This window comes from Amycolatopsis sp. CA-211722 (assembly GCF_056828465.1).
Genome location: NZ_CP184752.1, coordinates 236,462 through 251,562, shown reverse-complemented (window position 1 = coordinate 251,562; position 15,101 = coordinate 236,462). Strand labels below are relative to the sequence as shown.

Here is a 15,101-nt window from a genome sequence, read left to right as displayed (position 1 = left end):
CGGCCGCTCCCGAACGACCCCGGACCAGCGCGGGGTTTCTCTTGCTTTTGGAGGCCTGATGCGCATCACCGTCACCGTCGACGGCACCAGCTACACCGACGAAGTCGAGCCCCGCACCCTCCTCGTGCACCATCTGCGCGAACGGCTCGGGAAGGTAGGCACCGTGGTCGGTTGCGACACCAGCAACTGCGGCGCCTGCACCGTCCACCTCGACGGGCACAGCGTGAAATCCTGTTCGGTACTCGCGGTCCAGGCCGACGGCTGCGAGGTCACCACGATCGAGGGGCTCGCCCGCGACGGCGAACTGCATCCGGTGCAGAAGGCCTTCCACGAGAACCACGCGCTCCAGTGCGGGTTCTGCACTCCCGGCATGATCATGCAGTCGATCGACCTGCTCGCCGACAATCCCGACCCCGACGAGAAAGCCGTCCGCGAAGGCCTCGAAGGCAACCTGTGCCGCTGCACGGGCTATCAGAACATCGTCCGCGCGGTCCGCGACGCCGCCCACGAGATGCGTCCCGGTGCCGGCCCCGAGGCCGAGCGGCTCGCCTCGGACACCGCTTCCCGAGTCGGCGCGGGTGGTGAGTGATGACCTCCACGATCGAACCGGAGGTCGGCAAGTCCCGTCGCCGCAAGGAGGACGAGCGCCTCATCACCGGCCGGACCCGCTGGACCGACAACCTGACCCTGCCCGGCATGCTGCACCTCGCGGTGCTCCGCAGCCCGTTCGCGCACGCCAAGATCGTCTCGATCGACGTGACCGAGGCGAAATCCGCGCCCGGTGTGGTCGCAGTCCTCACCGGGAAGGACCTCGATCCCGAGGGCGCCATCGGCATGCCGTGCGCGTGGCCGATCACGCCGGACATGAAGTCGCCGAGGCGGCCCATCCTCGCCTCGGACACGGTGAACTTCGCCGGTGAGGGCGTCGCGGTGGTCGTCGCCCGCACCTCGGCCGAGGCGCACGACGCCCTCGAAACGATCGACGTCGACTACGACGAACTGCCGGTCGTCCTCGGTCTGGAGAACGCGCTCGCCGAGGGCGCGCCGCTGGTGCACGAGGATCTCGGCACGAACCAGAACGCGGTCTGGGTCTTCGATTCCGCCGACGCGGGAACGGGTTCCAGCGTCGAGGACGCGATCGCGAATTCCGAAGTCGTGCTCAAACGGCGGTTCCGCCAGCAACGGCTGGTGCCCGCGTTCATGGAACCGCGGGCGTGCGTCGTGGACCCGACGGGCAACCAGCTGGTCATGTGGTCGGCCACCCAGGTCCCGCACATCCTCAAGACGATGACCGCGGCCACGCTCGGCCTGCCCGAGCACAAGGTGCGGGTGATCGCTCCCGACGTCGGCGGCGGGTTCGGCGGCAAGATCGCCGTGCTGCCCGAAGAGATGATGGCGACGCTCATCGCGCAGCGGCTCGGCAAACCGGTGAAGTGGACCGAATCCCGTTCGGAGACCATGGTCGCCGCGCACCACGGCCGTGATCAGATCCAGGACCTCACCATCACCGCGAACCGCGACGGCACGGTGACCGGCCTCAAGGTCGAACTGCTCGCCGACATGGGCGCGTACCTGGGTCTCGTCGGCCCCGGCGTGCCGATCCTCGGCGCGTTCATGTTCAACGCGATCTACAAGTTCCCGGCGTACCACTTCGCCTGCACCAACGTGTTCACCAACACCACGCTCACCGACGCCTATCGCGGCGCCGGGCGGCCGGAGGCCACGTTCGGGATCGAGCGGATGATGGACGAGCTCGCCGTCGAGCTGGGCATGGACCCGATGGAGATCCGCGAGAAGAACTGGATCAAGCACGAGGAGTTCCCGTTCACCACGATCGCTGGGCTGACCTACGACTCGGGCAACTACGAGGCCGCCACCGACAAGGCGAAGCAGCTCTTCGACTACGACGGTCTCCGCCGCGAGCAGAAGGAGCGGCGGGAATCGGGTGACCCGGTCCAGCTCGGCATCGGTATCTCGACGTTCACCGAGATGTGCGGTCTCGCGCCGTCGCGGGTGCTCGGCTCGCTGGACTACGCGGCGGGCGGCTGGGAGCACGCCGAGATCCGCGTGCTGCCGACCGGCAAGATCGAGGTCGTCACCGGTGCCTCCGCGCACGGCCAGGGTCACGAGACGGCGTGGAGCCAGATCGTCGCCGACAAACTCGGTGTCCCGTTCGAGGACATCGAGGTCATCCACGGGGATACCCAGTCTTCGCACAAGGGCATGGACACCTATGGTTCCCGGTCGCTGGTGGTCGGCGGGATCGCGGTGGTCAAGGCGGCGGACAAGGTGCTCGCCAAGGCCAAGCCGATCGCCGCGCATCTGATGGAATGCGCCGAGGACGACCTCGAATTCTCCGCGGGCAAGTTCTCGGTCAAGGGCACGGATTCCTCGACGTCCATCCAGGACATCGCGTGGGCCGTGTTCTCGGCGCACAACCTGCCGGACGGGGTCGAACCGTCGCTGGATTCGGCGGACACGTTCGATCCGGAGAACTTCTCGTTCCCGCACGGCACGCATCTGTGCGCGGCCGAGGTCGACACCGAGACCGGGCGCGTGCGGTTGCGCTCCTACGTCTGCGTCGACGACGTCGGTGTCGCCGTGAACCCGCTGATCGTCGAAGGCCAGGTGCACGGCGGGCTCGCGCAGGGCATCGCGCAGGCGCTGTTCGAGGAGGCCGTCCACGACGAAGGCGGCACGCTGACCACGGGGACGTTCGCCGACTACCTGCTCCCGTCGGCGGCGGATCTGCCCAGTTTCACCACCGACCGCACCGAGACCCCGTCGACGACGAACCCGTTGGGCGCCAAGGGAGTCGGAGAAGCGGGCACGATCGCCTCGACCCCGGCGGTGGTCAACGCCGTGGTCGACGCCGTCCGGCACTTCGGGGTGAACGACATCGAAATGCCGTTGACCCCGATGCGGGTCTGGCACGCCATCCAGCACGGGTCGGCCGCCGCGGGCGGGCTGGGCTCGGAAGCCGGTGGCGGTCTCGGTTCGATCGACGCCACCGGAGGTGCCCAGTGATCCCGGCCCCGTTCGACTACGTCGCCCCGTCCACAGTGGACGAAGCGATCAGCGCGCTCGCCGAAGCCGGTGAGGACGCCAAGGTGCTGGCCGGCGGGCAGAGCCTGCTGCCCGTGCTGCGGATGCGGCTCGCCACCCCGACCACCTTGGTCGACCTCGGGAAGGTCGCCGAACTCCGCGGCGTCCGTGAGGACGGCGACACGCTGGTGATCGGCTCGATGACCACGCATTACGACGTCCAGCGGGACGCGTTGGTCGCCGAGCACGCCGCGCTGCTCAAGGCCGCCACCGACACGGTGGCCGATCCGCAGATCCGCCATCGCGGCACGTTCGGCGGCGCCATCGCGCACGCCGATCCCGCCGGTGACCTGCTGGCGCCGGTGCTCGCGCTCGGCTGCGAACTCGTCGTCGCCGGGCCGGGCGGGCGGCGGACGGTGGCCGCGGCGGACTTCTTCCAGGACATGTTCACCACCGCGCTCGCCGCGGACGAACTGCTGGTCGAGGTCCGGGTGCCGAAGCACACCGGCTGGCACGCCCACTACGAGAAGTTCAACCGGGTCGCGCAGGCGTGGTCGATGGTCGCGGTCGCGGCCTGCGTCCGCACCGAGGCGGGCACCATCGAGGAGGCGCGGGTCGCGCTCACCAACATGGGCTCGACCCCGGTTCGGGCGGCCGGGGTCGAGGAGGCGCTGGTCGGCTGCGCGGCCACCGCCGAGGCGATCCGCGGCGCCGCCGAACGCGCGGCCGAGGGCACGAACCCCACGGCCGACGGCAACTCCGACGTCGAATACCGGCAGCACCTCGCGCGGGTGCTGACCGGCAGGGCGGTTCTCGCCGCGGCAGGTAGCTGAGACACAGAAGGGAGGTCGGCCCGTGCGGCTCGACCACGAATTCACCGTTCCCGCCCCGGTCGGCGAGGTCTGGAAGGCGGTCGTCGACCCGGAACGGGTGGCGCCGTGCATGCCGGGCGCCACCGTCACCGAGGTCGACGGGGACGCCTTCAAGGGCACGGTGAAGGTCAAGCTCGGGCCGATCTCCCTGCTCTACAAGGGAACCGGCCATTTCGTCGAGAAGGACGCCGACGCGAAGAAAGTGGTGATCAAGGCCGCGGGCAAAGACGCCCGAGGAGCGGGCACGGCGTCGGCGACGGTGACGCTCACCCTGACCGAGAAGGACGGCGTCACTCACGGTGCCGTCGCCACGGAGCTGGCGGTCACCGGTAAGCCCGCGCAGTTCGGACGCGGGATGATCTCCGAGGTCGGCGGCAAGATCCTCGACTCGTTCGCGGACTGCCTGTCCGGCAAGCTCGGTACCCCTGAGCCTGAGGAGCCCGAAGAGCGCCCGCCGTTGAAAGCGGTAAAGCCGGTGTCGGAGGGCGAGGCCATCGACCTGATGGAGTACGCGGGCGAATCCGTGGCCAAACGGGTGGCGCCGGTGCTGGTGGTGCTCGCCGGCGTGCTCCTCGTCGTGGCGATCGTGCGGGCTGTGACGCAGCGGACACAGTGACGTAGAAGGAAATAGCTGCTTCCGGGAGCCGTTGAACCCGGTATGAAGGCGGATCACGAAGTCGACGTCGCGGTGATCGGGGCGGGCCAGGCAGGTCTGTCCGCGGCGTATCACCTGCGCCGCGCGGGATTCGCCAACGAGACGGGTTTCGTAGTGCTGGACCACGGCAAACGGCCCGGCGGAGCGTGGCAGTACCGCTGGCCTTCGCTGGTGATGGAGAAGGTCCACGGCGTCTACGACCTCCCCGGGATGGCCTTCGGCACCCCGGATCCGAAACAGCCCGCGGCCGAGGTCGTTTCCGACTACTTCGGCCGCTTCGAACGCACCTACGACCTCCCCGTCCACCGTCCCGTGGACGTCCTGTCGGTGAGCGCCCAGGACGATCGGCTGGTGGTCGCGAGCGCGGCCGAAAGCTGGGCCGCGCGTGCGGTGATCAGCGCGACCGGTACCTGGGACCGCCCGTTCTGGCCGTACTACCCGGGGCAGGAAACCTTCCGCGGCCGCCAGGTGCACACCGCCGACTACACCGGTGTCGGCGACTTCCGCGGCCAACGCGTCGTCGTGGTCGGCGGTGGCGCGTCGGCCGTCCAGCTGTTGCTGGAGATCGCTCCCTTCGCGCGGTCGACGCGCTGGGTGACCCGGCGCCCGCCGGTGTGGCGCGACGAGCCGTTCAACGAGAACTGGGGCCGTGAAGCCGTCGCGAAGGTCGATCGGCGTGTCCGAGAGGGCCTGCCGCCGAAGAGTGTCGTCAGCGTGACCGACCTGGCGGTGACGCCGGAGGTGCGGGCCGGCCTCGACGCCGGGATCCTCGACCGGCACCCGATGTTCCAGCGGATCACGCCGGACGGCGTGGAGTGGGCGGACGGCACCTTCGAGCCCGCGGACGTCATCCTGTGGGCCACCGGGTTCCGTGCGGCGATCGACCATCTCGCGCCGCTGCGCCTGCGCGCGGCCGGCGGGGGCATCCGGATGGACGGCACCCGCGTCGTCGCCGAACCGCGGCTGCACCTGGTCGGCTACGGGCCCTCCGCCAGCACCGTCGGCGCGAACCGGGCGGGGCGCGCGGCCGTCACAGAGATCCGGCGCCTGCTCGGACGCTGAGGTCGTCGAGGATCCCGGCCAGTTCGGCGGGCCGCCGGAAGAACCCGGCGTGACTGCTCGCGAGGTCGCGGACGTCGAAGGGGTTGTCCGGCGTCAGCGTGTCGCCCTCGGCGATGTAGAGGTCCTGCGCGGCGACCGGCATCGACCGGTCTTCGGTCAGCCTGACGAACGTGCGCGGGATGCGGCCCCAGGAGTCCTTGTCGGCGCGACGATCCCAGTCCCGCCCGGTCAGCCAGAACACTTCGTCCGGCTGGCTCGTCACGACGACCTGAAGGAACTCGTCTTCGGTGAGTTCGCCGGAGATGGCCTTCCGAAGTGAGCCGCGCTGGGCGCGGTCCGCGCCGCGCCAGTTGACGCGGACGAAACCCTGGCGCGCCGGGTCGCCGACGAGGAGCGGTGCCGTCGCGGGGAAGAGTTCGGACGACGACCAGGCGGGTAGCGCCGGGTATTCGCCGGGCGCGCGGTTCACCGGACACTGGGCGGCGATGTAGACGACCCGGTCGATCAGCTCGGGGATCGCGTTGGCGGCGGCGGTGACCGGGAGCCCGCCGAAACTGTGCGCGACCAGGACGACCGGCCCGTGGTGACGTACGCGCTGCACCGCGTCGACCACCTGCCGGACGAAGTCGTCCGCCGTCAGGCCGCTCATCGCCGAGGGTTCGGCGGCGAAGGTATCGAGGTCTTGTTCGTGGTAGGCCGTGGTGAAACCCGCGCCGCGGCCGGGCAGGTCGATCGCCAGCGTCCGATGCCCGCGCGACGCCATCTCCCGCTGAGTGGCCGACCAGGAGTGCCCCGAACTTCCCGAACCGTGCACGAAGACAAAAGTGGGGATCATGGTTTCGAGTGTGGCGTGTGCGGGCGCGCCAAAAGCGCCGTCGCCCCAAAGGGCGGCAAAGAAGGGCCGACCGGTCGGCCATTCGACCGATCGTCACAAAACGGGGCACGCACGGCGCCGTGCTCGGCCGCGTTCAGTCCTCTAATGGCGACCAGTCACGTAGCGCACCTGGCCGGACTTGCCCTGCTCGAACCCCTCTCGTCCCGCGAGATGCTCCGGAACGCCGACCTCCCACCAGGCGCCGGCTTCGGTCCACGAGTCCGGCTGGGTGCGCACCACGACCACCGCCGGCCGGCGCTCGGCCACCGCGGCTTCCCGTGCCTTCGCGTACGCGGCCCGCACGTCGTCCACAGTGGACGCCGTGAACACCGCGCACCCCAATGCTTCCGCATGGCGCGCGAAGTCGACCCGAGGCGGAGCGGTGTGGGCGCTCCGGCAGTCACCGAGGAGGTTGTTGAACGGTTTGCCGCCCTGCCCCTCCTGCAGCCGGGCGATGACCGCGTAACCGTCGTTGTCGCAGACCACCGCCACGAAGGGATGTCCGGCGAAGGCGGCCGAAAACAGCTCGGAGTTCAGCATCAGGTACGAACCGTCGCCGAGCATCGTGGTGACCAGGCCCTCGGTGTGCGCCATCGCAGCACCCCAGGCGCCCGCCAGTTCGTAACCCATGCACGAGAACCCGTACTCGACGTCCATGCTGATCGAGCCCGATCCGCGCCAGCCGCCGATGAGTTCGCCCGGCATCCCGCCGGACGCGGTCATCACGTAGTCGTGCGGCTCGGAGAGGTCGTTGACCGCGCCGACGACCTGGGCATACGTCGGCACTTCGCCGGAAACGGTGCGCAGGGTGTCGATATGCGTGTCCCAGCGGCCTCGCTCCGCCGCGGCACGCTCTGTCCACAGTGGATCGACTCGCCAGTTCTCGAGCTGGGCGGACAGATCCACGAGTCCCGCGTCGGCGTCGCCCACGACGGCCAGCGCACCGTGCTTGACCGCGTCGAACCGGGCGGCGTTCAGGGTGATCAGCCGGACGGCGGGGGAGAACACCGTCCAGGACGCCGTGGTGAAGTCCTGCAGGCGGGTGCCGACCGCCAGCACCACGTCCGCCTCGGCGGCCAGGACGTTCGCCGAGGTCGAACCGGTGACCCCGAGCGGGCCCGCGTACAGCGGATGGCCGTGCGGGACCAGGGTGCGCCCCGCCGTGGTTTCGGTGACCGGGATGCCGTGCCGTTCGGCGAAGGCGAGCGCACGCTCACCCGCGCCGGAATACCGGACGCCGCCGCCGAGCACCAGCACCGGTTTCCGCGCGGCCCGGAGCACGCCCGCCGCTTCGGTGAGTGCCCGGCGATCGGGCCGCGGCCGCTGCGGGCGATGGGTCACCGGCGCGAACAGCGCGTCCGGGAAGTCGTAGGTCTCCGCCTGGACGTCCTGGGGGAGCGCCAGCGTCACCGGTCCCGCGTCCGCCGGATCGGTCAGCACCCTGGCGACCTGCGGCAGCGTCGAAAGCAACTGCTCCGGCCGGACGATCCGGTCGAAGTACCGGCTCACCGCGCGGAAGGCGTCGTTGACCGTGGCCGTCGGATCGCCGAAATGCTCCACCTGCTGCAGCACCGGATCCGGGGCGCGGCTGGTGAAGGTGTCCCCGGGGAGCAGCAGTACCGGCAACCGGTTCGCGTGCGCGACCCCGGCGGCGGTGACCATGTTCAGCGCGCCGGGCCCGATCGACGACGTGACCACGCCGACCTGCCGCCGGTGCGTGGCCTTGGCGTAACCGACCGCCGCGAGCGCCATGCCCTGTTCGGTCTGCCCTCGCCACACGGGGAGCTCGTCCCGGCGCTCTTCCAGCGCGGTACCGAGACCCAGGACGTTGCCGTGCCCGAAGATCGCGAACACCCCGGGGAACAACGGGACTTCCCGTCCGTCCAGGGTTTCCGATCGCTGCGCCAGCAGCCAGCGCACGAGAGCCTGTGCCGTGGTCAGCTTCATGAGACCCGCCCTTCGTGGCTCGTGACCGGGCAGCGCGGATCGAGCTCCTGGTCGTTCCACGTCTCGCGGACCCAGCCGTGCGCCGGGTCGTCGCAGAAGGCCATCGACCGCTCGGCGGCGGGACCGGCCAGGACGTTCAGGTAGTACATCGGATAGCCGGGCGCGGCGACGCAAGGACCGTGATAGCCGCGCGGGATCAGGAAGACGTCGCCGTCCCGGACCGCCACGTCCTCGTCCAGCTCGCCGTCGGCGGTGTACGTCCGGTGCAGGCCGAACCCCTCGCGCGAAGGTGTCACGCCGTCGCGGCCCGCGACGCGGAAGTAGTAGATCTCCTCGTTGACGACCTCGCATGCGGACGCCTCGTCGTGTTTGTGCGGCGGGTACGACGACCAGTTGCCGCCCGGGGTGATCAGCTCGCAGGCGTTCAGCCTGTCCGCGTGGTCCCAGACACCGGGCACGCCGAAGTTGGTGACCTGCCTCGTCGCCTGCCCCGCCCCGCGCACCTCCACGGGCACGTTTTCGGCCGGTCCGTAGCGCGGTTCGAGACGGCGGGTGCAGCGGGCCATCGGCAGCGCGACCTCGACCCCCGCGGCAGTCGACAACTCGACTTCGGCGTCCCGTGGCACGTAGGCGAAATCCGTGACGCGGGTGAACACGGAATCCCGCCCGGCGAGCGCGAAGACCTGTCCGTCGACCCGGACGGTGCAGGCACCCGCCAGCGGCAGGACGAACGCTTCGTACTCGCCCGTGCGCACCAGCCTGGACTCTCCGGCGGCCAGCGAGAGAACCCGCAGGCCGCTGTAGGTCCAGCCCGCCGAGTCCGGGGTGAGCCGGACCGGATCCCGCTCGTCCGAAAGCGTCCCGAGTGGACGGTGCAGCTTGCTCACAGCAACTCCTCGATCTCGTCGGCGGTGGGCATGGCGTCGGCGCAGGCGAGCCGGGAAGCGACGAGCGCGCCCGCCGCGTTGGCGTAGGTGGCGATGCGCACCGGATCCCAGCCGGAGAGCAGACCGTGGATCAGCGCGCCACCGAAACCGTCCCCGGCGCCGAGCCCGCAGACGACCTCGACCCGCTGGGGCGGCACGGTCCAACGGCCTTCGGCGGTGGCCACCAGCACCCCTTCGGCGCCCTTCTTGATCACCGCCAGTTCGACCCCCCTGGCCAGCATCCGGGACGCGGCCTCGTCGGGGTCCGCCGTGCCGACGGCGACCTCCGCCTCGGTGCGGTTGCCGACGGCGACCGTGACGTGGTCGAGCATCCAGCCGATCTCTTCGCGCGCCGTTTCGATGCCGGGCCAGAACATCGGCCGGAAATCGAGGTCCAGCACGGTATGCGACCGTCGGCCGCGCCGTTCGAGCATCTTGCGCTGCGTGCCGCGCGCCGGTTCGACGGAGACGCCGGTGCCGGTGACCCACAGCAGCGGAACGCATTCCACGACGTCCCAGGGCACGTCGTTCTCGGTGATGGTCAGGTCCGGGGCGATGGGCGAGCGGTAGAACAGCAGCGGCGGATCCGCGGGCGGGTCCAGCGCGCAGAACACCACCGGTGTCTGCAATCCGGCCGACGTGCCGACGTGGTCGGGGGAGACGCCGAACTCCCGCAGCGCCTGCCGCACGTACTCGCCGAAGCCGTCCGGGCCGACCTTCGTCAGCACCGACGTCGAGCGGCCGAGCCGCGCGGCGGCGACCGCGACGTTGGTCGCGGTGCCGCCGAGCGACTTGGCGAAGGTGCTGACCCCGGCCAGCGGCACGCCGCTCTGTTCGGGGTAGAGGTCCACCCCGACACGGCCGACGGTCAGCGCTTCGAGAGCGGTCATGAAGGGGACTCCGCGGCTCGCAATTCGTGTTCGAGGGCTTCCAGTTCCGCTCCGCCCGCCATCTGCCTGGTCAGCTCGGACAGGTCGATCTCGGACTTCTCGTACGCGCCGAGCGACGCGCCCCGTTTGAGCAGGAGGAAGCGATCGGCCACCGGGTACGCGTGATGCGGGTTGTGGGTGATCAGCACGACGCCGAGCCCGCGGTCCCGGGCCTGGGCGACGTACTTGAGCACGACCCCCGCCTGCTTGACGCCCAGCGCGGCCGTCGGCTCGTCGAGGATCAGGACCTTCGCCCCGAAGTACACGGCGCGTGCGATGGCCACGCATTGCCGCTCGCCACCGGACAGCGTGCCGACCGGCTGCTCGACGTCACGCAGGTCGATGCCCATGTCGGACAACGCCTTCTTGGTGGTCTCGCGGCCCTTCTTCCGGTCCAGGGCGCGGAACGGGCCGAAGCCGACCGTCGGTTCGGAGCCGAGGAAGAAGTTCCGCCACACGCTCATCAACGGGACGACCGCGAGATCCTGGTACACCGTCGCGATTCCGCGATCGAGCGCTTCACGCGGCGAGGCGAACTTCACCGGCTCGCCCTCGACCAGGAACTCGCCCCGGTCGTGCTGGTGGACCCCGGCGAGGATCTTGATCAGGGTGGACTTGCCGGCGCCGTTGTCGCCGAGCACGCAGGTGACCTCGCCCGCGTCGACCACGGTGGAGACGTCGCGCAGCGCGATCACGCTGCCGTAGGTCTTGCCGACGTCCTTGACCTCGAGAAGACGACTCATCGCCGCACCCTTTCCGCGCGCCGCCGGAAGGCGTTGTTGACCAGGACCGCGGACAGGAGCATGACCCCGAGGAACAGCATGAACCAGTCGCTGTCCCAGCGGGCGAACACGATGCCCTGCCGCGCCATACCGAAGATCAGCGCGCCGATCGCGGCGCCGATCGCCGAACCGAACCCGCCGGTCAGCAGGCAGCCGCCGATCACGGCCGCGATGATGTACTGGAACTCCAGCCCGATGCCCTGATTCGCCTGGACACTCGCGAACCGCAGGATGTTGATCGAGCCGACCAGCCACGCGGCGAGCGCGGTGGTCATGAACAGCAGGATCTTGGTGCGCACCACCGGAACCCCGACCGCGCGCGAACTCTGCGCCGAGCCGCCGACGGCGAAGATCCAGTTGCCGAAGCGGGTCCGCACCAGCAGCCAGGCCGCCAGCACGGCGAACCCGATCCACCAGAGGATCGAGATCTGGAACGCCGTCCCGCCGATGTCCACAGTGGACGCGAAGACGAACCCGGCGGATTCGTAGCCGTCGGTCGAGCGCATCCCGGACACCTGGACGGTGCCGGTGACGAGACGGGTCACACCGAGGTTGAGCCCCTGCAGGGCCAGGAAGGTGCCCAGGGTGACGATGAAACTGGGCAACCCGGTGCGCATCACCAGCCAGCCGTTGAACGCGCCCACCGCGAGGGCGAAGACCAGCGACGCGAACAGCGCGAGCCAGACGTTCCAGCCCGCCTGCGTCGCCAGCGTCGCGGTGACGAGCGCGGTGGACGCCGTCATCACGCCCGCCGAGAGGTCGAACTCGCCGCCGATCATCAGCAGGGACACCGCGACCGCCATGATGCCGAGTGTCGAGGCGTCGTCCAGCCAGGTCGCCACGCCGCTGCCGCTGAAGAACTGGTCGGTGACGAGGGTGAAGAACAGGAAGACGACGACGGCGCCGAGCAGCGCGCCGATCTCGGGGCGGACGACCAGCCGGTCGAGCAGCCGGGGTTTCGCGATTCGTTCGTCGAGCGTGGTGGTGGTCATCGCGTGCCCCTTTGCACGTACTTGCCGACGGTGTCCACAGTGGATTTGTCGACCAGGTCGGGCCCGGTGAGCACCGGCTTCCCGCCGCCGACGACGTTCGCGTTGTCCCGGTAGAGCTTGAGGAACTGCACCGGGAGATAGCCCTGTTCGTACTGCTGCTGGTCGACCGCGAAGACCACGTCGCCCGCCTTGATCGCGCCGACGACGTCGGTGTTGAGGTCGAACGTGCCGACCTGGGCCTGCGAGCCGACCGCCTTGATCGCGCTCACCGCACGGGCGGCGACCTGCGAGTTCAGCGTCAGGACGGCGTCGAGGGAGGAGTCGGTCTGCACCGCGCCCCTGATCCGGGATTCGGCGTCGGTGGGGTTGCTGATGTCGACCTGCAGGGTCTGGACGTCGCCCGCGAAGCCGGTCTTGGCGCCGTCGCAGCGTTGCGCCTGCCCGACGTTGCCCGCTTCGTGGACCACGCAGAGCAGCTTCTTCTTGCCGAGCTCCCGGAACTTCTTCCCGGCCTCCTCGCCCGCGATGGTCTCGTTCTGCCCGACGTGGGTGAGCGCGCCGTACGCCGCGCTCTTGTCCTCACCGGAGTTGATGGTGATGACCGGGATCCCGGCGCGGACCGCGTTCTCGATCGAGGTCTTGAGCGCCTCCGGGTTCGCCATCGACACCACCAGCCCGCCGACCCGCTGGGCGACCGCGTTGTCGATCAGCTTGGCCTGGTTGCCGGGGTCTCCGTCCGAGTTGTACTCGACCTGGACGTCGAGCTGCCTGCCCGCCTCTTCGGCGCCGTTCTTGACCACGTTCCAGAACGCGTCACCGGCCGTGCCGTGCGAGATGACCGCGACCCGCAGCGGCCCGCTGGGCTGGGTCGCCTCCGGGCCCGCGCCCGCGGCGGGTTTCTCCTCGGCCTTCGGTCCGGTGCACGCGGACAGGAGCAGTAGCCCCGCCACGACCACCACGACCTTTTTCAAGCGATGGGACATCGTCGTCTCTCCTCGCTTCTTCCGTTACCTGGCAGCCGGGAGCCGGCTGACGATTCCGTCGAGATGCGCCAGGCTCCTGGCGACGTCCCGCTTCGGCAGATCCTCCGGGCTCCCCTCGCTCAGCGCGGTGTCCTGTTCGAGCACGTACCACCCGTCGTAGCCCGCCTCGTGGACGGACCTGACCATCGTTTCGATGTCGACGTCCCCGTCGCCCAAGGGGACATACAGACCTTTGCCCACCGCCTCGGCGTAGGGAAGCCTTCCGGCGCGGACGTCTTCGGCGAGTTCACCGCGCACGTCCTTGAGGTGCAGATGCCCGACCCGTCCGGGATGGCGTTTCGCCAGCGCGACCGGATCGGTTCCGCCGATCAGGAGATGCCCGGTGTCCAGGCACAGGGGAAGAGCGGAATCGGCGAGGAAACGCTCGACCTCCCGCTCGGTCTCCACCTGCGTTCCCACATGCGGGTGCAGCACGGTGCGGAGGCCGTGCCGCGCGGCGATTTCCCCGATCTCGCCGGAGGTTTCCACGAGCGTCGTCCATTCGGCGTCGCTCAGCTCCGGCCGATCGTCGTAACCGTCGAGGCCGGTCGCGGCGGCGAGCACGAGCACGTCCCCACCGCAGGCGGCGAACAGCGCGGCGGATTCTTCGGCTTCCGCCAGCGCGGCTTCGCGCTTTTCGTGCAGGACGACGGCGAGGAAGCCGCCGACCAGTTCGAGCCGGTGCCCGTTCAGCCGTTCGCGCAATTCGGCCGGGTCTCGCGGCAGGTACCCGGGCGGGCCGAGCTCGGTGGCGCGCACTCCCAGCTCCGCCATCTCGCCCAGCACGGTGCCCGCGTCGAGCACGCGGCCCCAGCCGGGGACTTCGCAGACGCCCCAGGAGATCGGGGCGGCGGCGACGCGGATCCGGGGTGTCGTGACGGTCATCGGCGGCCTCCGGGGGAATCGGGGTTGGAGCGCTCTATTGATTAGAGCGCTCTAATCATGTAGCGTCCGTCACAGTAAAGTCAAGGGCAGGGGGACGGTGGAAATGGCGCGACCGACGATGGAGGACGTCGCCGCGAAGGCGGGGGTGTCCCGCGCGCTCGTGTCGCTGGTGATGCGGAACGCGCCGAACGTCTCGGACGAGCGGCGCACGCGCGTGCTGTGCGCGGCGCACGAACTGGGTTACGAGCCGCACGCGATGGCCAGGTCGCTGGCGAGCCGCACGTCGACCGTCCTCGGCGTGATGGTCTCCGACCTCCGCAACGCGTTCTTCGCCGACGTCGTCGAGGGGCTGGACGCGGCGGCCGAAGCGGCCGGGTTCCACTTGATCCTCAACACCGGTGGCCGCAGTCCGGCACGGGAGCGTGCCGCGCTGAAGAGCCTGCTGTCCTTCCGGCCGGCCGGGGTGATCCTGTTGTCGCCGGTGGTCTCCGCGCAGGCGATCGAGGAAGCGGCCGCGCAAGGTCCCGTCGTCCTGGTGTCGCGCACTTCGCGCGCCGCGGGCGTGGACACGGTGAACGACGACGGCGAGGCCGGATCCACGCTCGCCGTCGATCATCTGGTCTCGTTGGGGCACCGAAGGATCGCCCATCTGGACGGCGGGCTCGCCGCCGGTGCGGCGGCCCGGCGCCGGGGTTACCAGCGGGCCATGCGGCGGCATCGGCTGCATCCGATCATCGTGCACAGCGAACATACGGACACCGCCGGGGAGAAGGCCGTGCACGAACTGCTCGGCGACCCGCCGATGGGCGGAATGCCGACGGCCCTGGTGGCGGGCAACGACTTCAACGCCGTCGGCGCGATCTCCGCCCTCGAAGAGGTGGGGCTGCGCGTGCCGGAGGACGTGTCCGTCGTCGGTTACGACAACACCTCGCTCGCCGCGCTGCGCCATCTCTCACTGACCACTGTGGACCAGCCGCGCACGGAAATGGGCAGGCTGGCCGTCGAAGCGCTGCTCGAACGGATCCGGGGCGAACGCGCCGAACCGGTCCGGCATCTGCTGCACCCGTCGCTGGTGGTCCGTTCGACCACCGCCGCTCCAGAAAGGTAACC

The 15,101-nt window shown here is 70.0% G+C and carries 14 protein-coding genes; 6 read left to right on the top strand and 8 right to left on the bottom strand.

Features of this window, described 5'->3' with window-relative positions; genetic code table 11:
* The first annotated feature begins 58 nt into the window (after positions 1-58).
* The 5 genes from ACOCEP_RS01155 to ACOCEP_RS01135 are packed head-to-tail and all read left to right on the top strand — an operon-like array spanning position 59 to position 5,634.
* A complete protein-coding gene (locus tag ACOCEP_RS01155) occupies positions 59-589 on the top strand; it encodes a (2Fe-2S)-binding protein (protein WP_465530320.1) in 531 nt (176 codons plus the stop codon).
* Positions 589-3,027, top strand: a complete 2,439-nt coding sequence (locus tag ACOCEP_RS01150; protein ID WP_482335330.1) for a xanthine dehydrogenase family protein molybdopterin-binding subunit — start codon at positions 589-591, stop codon at positions 3,025-3,027. Before ACOCEP_RS01155 ends, ACOCEP_RS01150 begins: the two co-directional genes overlap by 1 nt.
* Positions 3,024-3,878 (top strand): FAD binding domain-containing protein, encoded by an 855-nt coding sequence (locus tag ACOCEP_RS01145; protein ID WP_482335329.1) that lies wholly within the window; start codon positions 3,024-3,026, stop codon positions 3,876-3,878. Before ACOCEP_RS01150 ends, ACOCEP_RS01145 begins: the two co-directional genes overlap by 4 nt.
* A gap of 22 nt (positions 3,879-3,900) precedes the next feature.
* Positions 3,901-4,533 carry an SRPBCC family protein gene (locus ACOCEP_RS01140; RefSeq protein ID WP_482335328.1) on the top strand — a complete coding sequence of 211 codons (633 nt, stop codon included), beginning with the start codon at positions 3,901-3,903 and terminating at the stop codon, positions 4,531-4,533.
* Between the two features lie 42 nt (positions 4,534-4,575).
* The gene (locus ACOCEP_RS01135; RefSeq protein WP_482335327.1) at positions 4,576-5,634 is read left to right on the top strand and encodes an NAD(P)-binding domain-containing protein; all 1,059 of its coding nucleotides are present in this window, start codon (positions 4,576-4,578) and stop codon (positions 5,632-5,634) included.
* On the opposite strand, the gene ACOCEP_RS01130 is transcribed toward ACOCEP_RS01135, so the two are convergent.
* From ACOCEP_RS01130 to ACOCEP_RS01095, 8 genes are all read right to left on the bottom strand, one after another.
* Complete coding sequence (locus ACOCEP_RS01130; RefSeq protein ID WP_482335326.1) at positions 5,603-6,469, bottom strand: alpha/beta fold hydrolase; 867 nt, start codon at positions 6,467-6,469, stop codon at positions 5,603-5,605. The genes ACOCEP_RS01135 and ACOCEP_RS01130 overlap by 32 nt on opposite strands.
* A gap of 141 nt (positions 6,470-6,610) precedes the next feature.
* On the bottom strand, positions 6,611-8,455 hold the full coding sequence (gene iolD, locus ACOCEP_RS01125) for a 3D-(3,5/4)-trihydroxycyclohexane-1,2-dione acylhydrolase (decyclizing) (protein WP_482335325.1): 1,845 nt from the start codon (positions 8,453-8,455) through the stop codon (positions 6,611-6,613).
* On the bottom strand, positions 8,452-9,342 hold the full coding sequence (iolB, locus tag ACOCEP_RS01120; protein ID WP_482335324.1) for a 5-deoxy-glucuronate isomerase: 891 nt from the start codon (positions 9,340-9,342) through the stop codon (positions 8,452-8,454). The genes iolD and iolB overlap by 4 nt, the downstream gene beginning before the upstream one ends.
* Positions 9,339-10,271, bottom strand: coding sequence for a 5-dehydro-2-deoxygluconokinase (gene iolC / locus ACOCEP_RS01115; protein WP_482335323.1), 933 nt, complete (start codon positions 10,269-10,271; stop codon positions 9,339-9,341). The genes iolB and iolC overlap by 4 nt, the downstream gene beginning before the upstream one ends.
* Positions 10,268-11,053, bottom strand: coding sequence for an ATP-binding cassette domain-containing protein (locus tag ACOCEP_RS01110; RefSeq protein WP_482335322.1), 786 nt, complete (start codon positions 11,051-11,053; stop codon positions 10,268-10,270). Before ACOCEP_RS01110 ends, iolC begins: the two co-directional genes overlap by 4 nt.
* Complete coding sequence (locus tag ACOCEP_RS01105) at positions 11,050-12,084, bottom strand: ABC transporter permease (protein ID WP_482335321.1); 1,035 nt, start codon at positions 12,082-12,084, stop codon at positions 11,050-11,052. Before ACOCEP_RS01105 ends, ACOCEP_RS01110 begins: the two co-directional genes overlap by 4 nt.
* A complete protein-coding gene (locus tag ACOCEP_RS01100; protein WP_482335320.1) occupies positions 12,081-13,067 on the bottom strand; it encodes a sugar ABC transporter substrate-binding protein in 987 nt (328 codons plus the stop codon). The genes ACOCEP_RS01105 and ACOCEP_RS01100 overlap by 4 nt, the downstream gene beginning before the upstream one ends.
* Positions 13,068-13,091: 24 nt before the next feature.
* Positions 13,092-13,991: a sugar phosphate isomerase/epimerase family protein gene (locus ACOCEP_RS01095; RefSeq protein WP_482335319.1), complete on the bottom strand. Its 900-nt coding sequence runs from the start codon at positions 13,989-13,991 to the stop codon at positions 13,092-13,094.
* A gap of 103 nt (positions 13,992-14,094) precedes the next feature.
* On the opposite strand from ACOCEP_RS01095, the gene ACOCEP_RS01090 reads away from it, so the two are divergent.
* Positions 14,095-15,099: a LacI family DNA-binding transcriptional regulator gene (locus tag ACOCEP_RS01090; RefSeq protein ID WP_482335318.1), complete on the top strand. Its 1,005-nt coding sequence runs from the start codon at positions 14,095-14,097 to the stop codon at positions 15,097-15,099.
* The last annotated feature ends 2 nt before the right edge of the window (positions 15,100-15,101 follow it).